Origin of the sequence: Chitinophaga sp. (assembly GCF_036566945.1) — a bacterium.
GTDB lineage: Bacteria > Bacteroidota > Bacteroidia > Chitinophagales > Chitinophagaceae > Chitinophaga.
This window is the reverse complement of the sequence record NZ_DATCVJ010000666.1, coordinates 1-9,495: the sequence shown is the minus strand read 5'-3', so window position 1 is coordinate 9,495 and position 9,495 is coordinate 1. Positions and strand designations below refer to the sequence as shown.

At 45.0% G+C, this 9,495-nt stretch carries 6 protein-coding genes; all 6 read left to right on the top strand.

Translation table 11 applies throughout. The features are described from left to right. The first annotated feature begins 167 nt into the window (after window positions 1-167). The gene (locus tag VIP81_RS20300) at window positions 168-683 is read left to right on the top strand and encodes a ferritin (RefSeq protein ID WP_331965408.1); all 516 of its coding nucleotides are present in this window, start codon (window positions 168-170) and stop codon (window positions 681-683) included. A gap of 12 nt (window positions 684-695) precedes the next feature. Next, window positions 696-1,178: a methylglyoxal synthase gene (locus VIP81_RS20295; RefSeq protein ID WP_331965405.1), complete on the top strand. Its 483-nt coding sequence runs from the start codon at window positions 696-698 to the stop codon at window positions 1,176-1,178. Between the two features lie 84 nt (window positions 1,179-1,262). Next, complete coding sequence (locus VIP81_RS20290) at window positions 1,263-3,125, top strand: mechanosensitive ion channel family protein (protein WP_331965402.1); 1,863 nt, start codon at window positions 1,263-1,265, stop codon at window positions 3,123-3,125. A gap of 88 nt (window positions 3,126-3,213) precedes the next feature. After that, on the top strand, window positions 3,214-4,755 hold the full coding sequence (locus VIP81_RS20285) for a glycoside hydrolase family 10 protein (RefSeq protein WP_331965399.1): 1,542 nt from the start codon (window positions 3,214-3,216) through the stop codon (window positions 4,753-4,755). 358 nt (window positions 4,756-5,113) lie between these two features. Further along, window positions 5,114-6,757, top strand: coding sequence for a M57 family metalloprotease (locus VIP81_RS20280; protein WP_331965396.1), 1,644 nt, complete (start codon window positions 5,114-5,116; stop codon window positions 6,755-6,757). A 421-nt stretch (window positions 6,758-7,178) separates the two neighbouring features. Continuing rightward, a partial coding sequence (locus VIP81_RS20275; RefSeq protein WP_331965393.1) for a glutamate synthase central domain-containing protein occupies window positions 7,179-9,495 on the top strand: 2,317 nt, incomplete at its 3' end.

The following is a 9,495-nucleotide window of genomic DNA, read 5'->3' as shown; positions in this document are numbered from 1 at the left end:
TCCTGTTTTAATCATTTTATCCTAATTTACTTATGCAAAGGTAACATTTTTCGGGCAGAATTTAGGGATGCATCTAAACGTGTGCTATCGAAATTAACAATCCGGTCATAGGCGTCATTGATATCCCCGTCCCATCTCAATCTTCACCAGTATACAAATTTTTCATCATGTTATTGAAAGAACTCTCGCCGAAAATCCAGTCTGCGCTGAATCAACAGGTAGAAATGGAAGCAGCCTCTTCCCAATATTATCTTGCCATGGCTTCCTGGTCGGAAGTGGAAGGCTTTAATGGGGTAGCTCAGTTCCTATATCGCCACTCCGATGAAGAGCGCACACATATGCTCAAACTGTTGAAATTCATTAATGAGCGTGGCGGACATGGCCTGGTACCTGCGCTGAAACAGCCCACCGTGAAGTTCAAAAACATTCATGAAATTTTTGAACAGGTTTTTAGCCATGAACTGGCCGTATCCAAAGAAATTAACAACCTGGTAGATATGTGCCTCAGCGAAAAGGACTATGCTACCCATAACTTTTTGCAATGGTATGTAACAGAACAGATTGAAGAAGAACGCCTGGCGCGGCATATCCTGGATAAATTAAAGCTTATAGGAGAGGATAAAGGTGGTCTTTATATTTTTGACCGCGACCTGGCCACACTGGACACCAACGAAAGGCATTAAAACATTATTTTATTGCGGGCACTTATTACTTTTGTAACAGATATGCAAACAACGAAAGTATTAAAAGCACGCAAAAGAATCGCCCTGATTGCTCATGACCATAAGAAAGCAGAACTGATTGAATGGGCCATTTATAATAAAACGGTATTAAGCCGCCATGAACTATACGCTACCGGCACTACCGGGCTGCTGATAGAACAGGCGCTCGACGTATCTGTCAGAAAATTACTGAGTGGCCCCCTGGGCGGCGATCAACAAATTGGCGCCCTGGTAGCCACCGGCGAACTGGATGTCATTATTTTCTTCTGGGATCCTATGGAAGCATTGCCGCATGATCCAGATATCAAAGCATTACTTCGTTTGGGCGTAGTGTGGAATATCCCGATGGCCAGCAATCGCGCATCTGCCGACTTTCTGCTCACATCACCGCTGATGCACCAGGAATATGAAGCCACCTTGCCGGACTACAGCCAGTATACCAAAAGAAAGGTATAGCGCTTTTCTCCCTTTATAAATTTTTACCTTCTTAGCGGGCTGCTGCTACGCGAATTTTCCGTACTTTAAACAAAAGCTTCGGGAATGAGAATTGTTTTTACCCTCCTCTTCACTGGTATACTGGTTAGTATCACCATATTTTGTCCTGCGCAAACGGATAGTAGCAAGGCCGTCCGCGATTCGGTGGCAAATACACAACTGGTACTGACCACCCGCCTGCTCCGGGAAAATGATTCCCTGCAAAAAGCAGACGAAGCACAAAAAAAAGCGCTGCAGCAACAACTCCTGCAAAGCAACGATAACGACGCCAGGAAAAAAGAGCTTCAGGAAAAACTCAACTCCTTCCAACAGGCCGACTCTCTGAAAAAAGTAGCCAACCAGCTACGTATCAATCAGCTCAGAGCCACTCATAACGGCATTCCGGTAGTGCCTTTCGGCGATACGCTCTTTTATATTTACAATAAACTGGGGCCACTGCAGCCCAGCGACAGAGCGGAAAATATTAACCGCAAACTGGCACAACTCTCAGACGATCCGTTTTTTTCTGCAGACTCCATCCGGACTATACAAAACGAAAACAATATAGATGTTACCTATAATGATCTGGTACTGCTAAGCGTAACAGACGATGATGCACTGTGGCTTAACCAGGATAAAATGGAAGTAGCACAGAGCTATGTGGTGGCCATCAAAAAGGCAGTGGAGCAGGATAAAAAAGATCACAGTCTTCAGAGTGTCCTCATCCGCTTAGGCTGGCTGCTATTGATCATCGTTGTATTCTCCACTATCGTATATGGTATCAACCGTTTTTTCAAATGGCTACGCAAAAAAATAGTAACCGATAAGGACCGTTTTTTCAAAGGCGTAAAAGTAAAAGAATACGCCTTACTGAACCAGCAAAAGCAGATTGGCATTGTGTTTAACGTGCTGCGCATCGCACGGATCATCTCTATCCTGTTCATTTTCTATATCACCTTACCTTTTGTGTTCAGTATCTTCCCCTGGACAGAAGGCATCGCCGATAAACTCATCGACTGGACATTATCTCCGGTTAAATCCATCTTCCATAGCTTTGTTCAATATCTCCCTAAATTACTCACCATACTGGTGATATACTTTATTACCCGATACCTGGTAAAACTGGTGAATTACCTGGCAGGAGAAATTGCCGCTGGTAACTTAACCATCAGGGGCTTCTATCCCGATTGGGCAGCCCCCACGGCCAGTGGCGTTAAGTTCCTGCTATATGCGTTTATGTTTGTGGTGATATTCCCTTATCTGCCTGGTTCCGACTCAAAAATATTCCAGGGCGTATCTGTTTTCCTGGGTATTCTTTTTTCTTTAGGCTCTTCCTCCGCCATTTCAAATGTAATTGCCGGCTTTGTCATTACGTATATGCGTCCCTTTAAAATCGGCGACCGCGTGAAAATAGGAGAGATCACCGGCGATGTGATTGAAAAAAACCTGCTGGTGACCCGGTTGCGCACTATAAAAAATGAAGAAATCACCGTACCCAATGCCAGCATCTTAAACGGCCATACCATCAACTTCACTACTTCCAGTAAAGACCTGGGGTTGATACTACATACCACCGTCACGATTGGTTATGACGTTCCCTGGAAAAAGGTACACGAAATGCTGATCAGCGCTGCCATGGCAACAGATGGTGTTTTGAAAGACAAAGCACCCTTTGTATTACAAACCAGCCTGAATGATTTTTCCATTGCCTATGAAATCAATGTGTACACCGATCATTCACATAAAATGGCGCTGCTTTATTCAGACCTGCACCGAAACATTCAGGATCATTTTAATGCCGCCGGTGTAGAAATTATGTCGCCGCATTTTTTTGCACACAGAGATGGAAATACGAGTACTGTGCCGCCTGAATACCTCGCGGATGATTATAAAGCGCCGGTAATGAAGGTGAAGGTAGAAAAGGAATAAACAATCTATCTTCATAAGAATCACAGATTTGTATCGCATCAGCCCCGGTTTTTGCTATTTTCGCATCTTACGGTTAAAAGTAAGGCAGATGTTGAAGCAATTTATAGCAGGTATAATTCTATGGATCATTCTGATGCAGCAGGCATGGGCGCAATTGCCACCTAAACGCGAATTAAGGGCCGTTTGGATAGCCACTGTTGAAAATATTGACTGGCCATCCCGACGCGGGCTGAGTACAGAACAACAAAAGCAGGAGTTCATCGCTTTACTTGATCAGCAGCAACGCAATGGCATGAATGCCGTGGTGGTACAGGTGCGTCCGGCTACTGATGCTTTTTATGCCTCACCATATGAACCCTGGTCCGAATACCTTACCGGTGTGCAGGGCCAGGCGCCTAATCCATACTACGATCCTTTACAATTCATGGTAGAGGAAACGCATAAACGCGGCATGGAATTTCATGCCTGGTTTAACCCTTACCGGGCCGTATTCAATGTAAGCCGCAGCAGCGTGGCTGCCAATCATATTACCCGCCTGAAACCACAATGGTTTCTCACCTACGATGGCAAAAAATATTTTGATCCGGGTATTCCGGAAGTACGTGAATATGTTACGATGGTGATCCGTGATGTGGTAAAACGATACGATATCGATGCCATACACTTCGATGATTACTTCTACCCGTATCGCGCACCTGGAAAAGAATTTCCGGATAACAACTCTTACCGCCAGTATGGCAATAACATGATGAAAGACGATTGGCGCCGCGCCAATGTGGATGCTATTATAAAGTTATTGAGTGTTGCCATCAAAGCAGAAAAGCCATGGGTAAAATTCGGGATTAGTCCATTTGGCGTTTGGCGGAATAAAGACAAAGATCCGGAAGGTTCTTATACCAAAGGCGGTCAAACCAACTATGATGACCTTTATGCAGATATTCTCAAATGGTTGAAAAATGGCTGGATCGACTATGTTGCACCTCAATTGTACTGGGAGCGGGGCCACCGGCTGGTGGATTATGAAATATTGTTGAACTGGTGGGGGCAACATGGCTACGGACGACAGGTGTATATTGGTCATGGCGTATACCGTATTAACAGTAATGCAGCCTGGAAAAACCCCGGCGAAATACCTTCCCAGGTAGAAGAAGCCAGAACATTGAATACTGTTCAGGGGAGTATTTTTTATAGTGCCGCCTCTTTCAGGGGCAACCCGCTCGGCGTAGAAACCCTGCTACGCAACGGTGTTTACAAATATCCGGCACTAAGACCCATTATGTCGTGGTTGCCGAAACAGACACCGGAAGCACCTTATTTCATCGATGCCTTCGAGCGTCCCGGTGGACTTGAAATACACTGGACAGATGATGATACCAGTGGGCATACAAAACAATATGTGCTGTATCGTTTTGAGCAAAATGAAGCGATTAACGTCAGCGACCCTACGAAAATCCTCTCAATTCTGGATCAGATGCCCGATCCGGTATATAAAGACATTTCCTACGTAAAAGGGAAAACATATACCTATGTAGTAACAGCGCTGGACAGAATGCAAAACGAGAGTTTATTGGGCGAGCCCTTACGGGTCCAGATTACAAACGGGAAGACTATTTTTCAGTTTGAACCATAATCCAATGGGGTTTTCATTCAAGTGTTTCATCTGGCTACGGTTTAAATACCCTGGGTCCAGAACGGCTAGACAAATTGGGGCGGGGCTGGGAAAAAAATTATTCCAAATATCTTCTTGATAAGCAATTTTTTTTACATAAGGTATATAAATTGTTGGGGCCGCAGGTTTAGCCTCCCTTTCTCTGCTGCGGGAAAACGATGATTACATGCTAAAGAGGGAAACAGCAGGCATATATTTTTTTTATGCTTTTATTTTTCGGCTACTTTTGACTGGCAATTGTCATTTGTGTTATCGATAACCAATTCCTATACTTATACAATTAACCCTTTTAATTGTCAAACGATTAATAACTTCAATAATGAATTTCAACACTAAACTTTTTTCCTGCGTAGCCGCAGGTGCAGTTTTTCTGTCGGCGTGCACGAAAGACCCTACTACCCCGGTAGATGACACAAAAATACCTTCTTCTACTATGGGCAAAATCAATGCTTTGGGCTTTGATACGCTAAATGCCATAAAGCTAAATGGAGGCTACGTGGTAGAGGGTGATCTTTTCTTAACCGACAACGATCTTGCAAACAAACAAGGATATACTGCTTTATTTATCGCTGAGGCTGACCAATACAAGCTATCTTATACCCTGACAGCATTACCCCGCACCATCAATATCTCAGCGACAGGTTTGCCAACCGCTTACCTAAATGCTTTGGATCTTGCCATTGCAAGATATAATGCGCTTAATCTGAGTATTACATTTAAAAAAGTAGCCAATAGTTCAACAGCAGATATTGAAATTAAAGATGGAAAACTGGGTGGCCCACAAGCATTAACCCTGGCCTATCCCGCAGTTTCCAGAACTCCATCCAGTCCGGTAACCCTGGACGTAACCGCGCTGGGAGCAAACCTCGATGAAAAACGGCTGGCTACATTAATTGCGCATGAAATCGGCCATGCTATAGGGCTAAGACATACTACCTATGCAGACAATCTTTACCATTGTACTTATACACAAGTAGCTAAAGCCAACGATACGCAGGTAGATCTTATTAAGATTGATGGCACACCTACCAGTGGAGCGGCTTTCAGCTGGATGTCCGGCTGTCTGAATAATGAGGATCATCCGTTCAATCCTAATGACGTAGTTGCCTTAAATCAGTTTTATGGCAATCCATCCGGTAATTTTAGTGTTCCTACTGCTACCTACAGAAAAGGCACCAAAGAGTTGCACTTATTCCTAAGAAGCAAGGACAATACACTGCTGGAGAAAGTATACGTACCTGGTACCGGCTGGTCTGACTGGACAGACCTGGGCGGAACGCTTACCTCAGATCCTTCCGCCACCTCCCGCGATGAAAACAATATTGCTGTTTTTGCGAAAGGAGCTACCAATAACCTTATCTACAAGACCTGGACGCCAGGCAGCGGATGGAGTCAGTGGTCAAACCTTGGTGGTTACTTCTTTTCAGCTCCCAATGCTGCATCCAGAGGTGCCGATTTTATCAACGTACTGGTAAAAGGTACTAATGACGTTTTGCAAACCAGATATTATGTAGAAGGAGAGGGCTGGCACGAGTGGCAAAGTTTTGTGATGTCTGTATCTTCAGCTGCAACCAGTGCTTCCAGATACCCCAACTCAATAGAGATGTATGCGCAGGATGCCACCAATCATCTGGTACAGGGAATATGGACAAAAGAAAGTGATGGAACGGTATGGGGCAATTTGGGCGGTTCTATTTATTCCGCACCGGCTGCTGTTGCAAGAGGATATTCTAATGTGGATATTTTTGCTTTAGGCAGTAACCATCAGCTTATTACCACCAATTGGTCAGTTACCGACAGCTGGAAAAGTTGGAACCGTATTGGCTCCAGCATTTATTCAGCACCTGCTGTAGCTGCTCCGGACTCCTTGTCTATGGATATCTTTGTAAAAGGGCCTAGTGACAATCTGATTCAACGAACCTGGACAAAAGCCAATGGTTATGGTCCATGGCTTAGCTTGTAATTAGCACTCAATAAAATATTACCCGTTAGGGCCAACCAAAGTATGCTTTGGTTGGCCCTTCCTTTTTTCGCCGGTTTTCTTTCCGGTGCAAACACGCAACTTCCCTGAATCAGCGCAATATTATTATAATTATTTGCCATACAACCATATACCCCCTCGCTTTTGAGCTGGCTCTTCAACCCTTCCATATGTCCCTCTTTAACCACCCCAATTCACCTCCGGGAGCTTTCATTTTTTCAAATATTCTAACAAAGAACGTCATCTTTTTATTTTTTTCTAAATTTTAACCGTCTAACAAAAGTTTATACAAAAAATACCGCGTTCCTTTAGTATCTTTAAACCGTTCCCGAATTATATCGTACACCATACCCGCGGCGTAAGTCAAAGGGGGGAGTGTGCCAAAGCAAAAAATCTAAACCAAATGGATGAAGTGAAGCAAACGCAAGGTTTATACCGTCCGGAATTTGAACATGATGCCTGCGGAACAGGTTTTACAGCCCATATTAAGGGTCGTAAATCCCACCATATCATTCGTGATGCCTTAACCATGCTGGAAAACATGGAACACCGCGGAGCCTGCGGTTGTGAGCAAAACACGGGAGATGGTGCAGGAATACTGTTTCAAACGCCACACGAGTTTCTGTACGATGAGTGCCTGAAATTGGGTATTCGCCTGCCGGAATTTGGGAAATACGGTGTAGGCATGGTCTTCTTTCCGAAAGAACCACGCTGGCGTGAAGAGTGTCGTGAGATATTTCAACGCAGCGCAGAGAAATTGGGCCTGGAAATTCTAGGTTACCGCAAAGTACCGGTACGCCCGGATGGTATCGGCGAAACAGCCCTTTCTGTAGAACCGGAAATTGAACAGGTATTTATCGCCTGTCCTTATCATATCAGTGATCCGGAAATTTTTGAGCGCAAATTATTTGTGCTCCGCAATTACGTTTCTAAAACGGTTCGCAATACAGTACCTAAAGAGAAGTCACTGTTCTATATTGCATCGCTCTCTTATAAAACAATTGTATACAAAGGTCAGCTGACCACTTACCAGGTGCGTCATTATTATACAGACCTGAGTGATGAGAAAATGGTATCCGCCTTTGCTCTCATCCACTCCCGGTTTGCGACCAACACTTTCCCTAGCTGGAGATTGGCGCATCCTTACCGGTACATTGCACACAATGGCGAAATCAATACACTGAAAGGTAACCTCAACTGGCTCCGCGCCGGCGAAAGGGACTTCGTGTCTAAGTTTTTCACTACTGAAGAAATGGAAATGCTGCTTCCAATTGTGGAAGAAGGCCAATCCGATTCTGCCAGTCTTGATAACGTGATTGAACTGCTCACCATGACCGGCCGCTCTTTACCGCATGTAATGATGATGCTGGTACCGGAAGCCTGGGATGGTAATGAAGATATGGGCGAAGAAAAGAAAGCGTTTTACGAATACCATGCTTCTCTCATGGAGCCATGGGACGGACCCGCTTCCATTTCTTTCACCGATGGTAAAATCATTGGCGCTACCCTCGACCGTAACGGGTTACGTCCGAGCCGCTTCGTGGTAACGAAAGATGATCGCGTAATCATGGCTTCTGAAGCCGGTGTATTACCCATCGATCCAAAAAACATCAAAGAAAAAGGCCGTCTGCAACCTGGTAAAATGTTTATCGTAGACATGGAACAGGGCCGTATCATTGGTGATGAAGAGCTGAAACAACAAATCTGCTCTCAGCAACCATACGGCGAGTGGCTGAATAAATATAAGATCCGCCTGGAAGAACTGCCTGAACCAAGAGTAACCTTTACTCACCTGGAACATGACCAGATCTTTAAATACCAGCGCGCATTCGGTTATAGCACAGAAGACCTGGATCACATCATTGCCCCTATGGCGATTGATGGCAAAGAACCTGTTGGCTCTATGGGTACAGATACCCCGCTGGCAGTACTGAGCAACCAGCCACAACATCTGTGTAACTATTTCAAACAGCTGTTTGCACAGGTAACTAACCCGCCAATTGATCCTATCCGGGAAAGACTGGTAATGTCGCTGGCTACTTTTGTGGGCAACAATGGTAATCTGCTGAATGAAGATCCGTTGCATTGCCATGGACTGGCCTTGCGTCATCCGATCCTCAACAACCATGAACTGGAGAAGATACGCAGTATCGACACCGGTTTATTCCAGGCCAAAACATTGCATACTTATTTCAAGGCAGACGGTAAGCCCGGCTCCCTGGAAAAAGGATTGGCCCGCCTTTGCCGCTATGCCGTAGATGCTGTGGAAGATGGTTTTGAAGTAATCATTCTGTCTGACCGCGCCATCGACTCCGAACATGCTGCGATTCCTTCTATCATGGCTGCTTCCGCCGTTCACCACCACCTGATCCGCAAGGGTTACCGTGGCCAGGTAGGACTGATTGTTGAAGCCGGTGATGTGTGGGAAGTACACCACTTTGCTTGCCTGTTGGGCTTTGGCGTAACTGCCATCAACCCATATCTGGCACTCAGCACCATACGCGATATGAAGCTGAACAACAAGCTGGATACTGCGCTGGATGTAGACAAACTGAAAAAGAATTATATTAAAGCAGTTTGTGATGGTCTCCTCAAGGTATTCTCCAAGATGGGCATCTCTACCCTGCAATCTTACCAGGGTGCACAGATCTTTGAAATACTGGGTATCAACCAGGCAACAGTTGATAAATATTTCACCGGCGCCGTTTCCCGTATTCAGG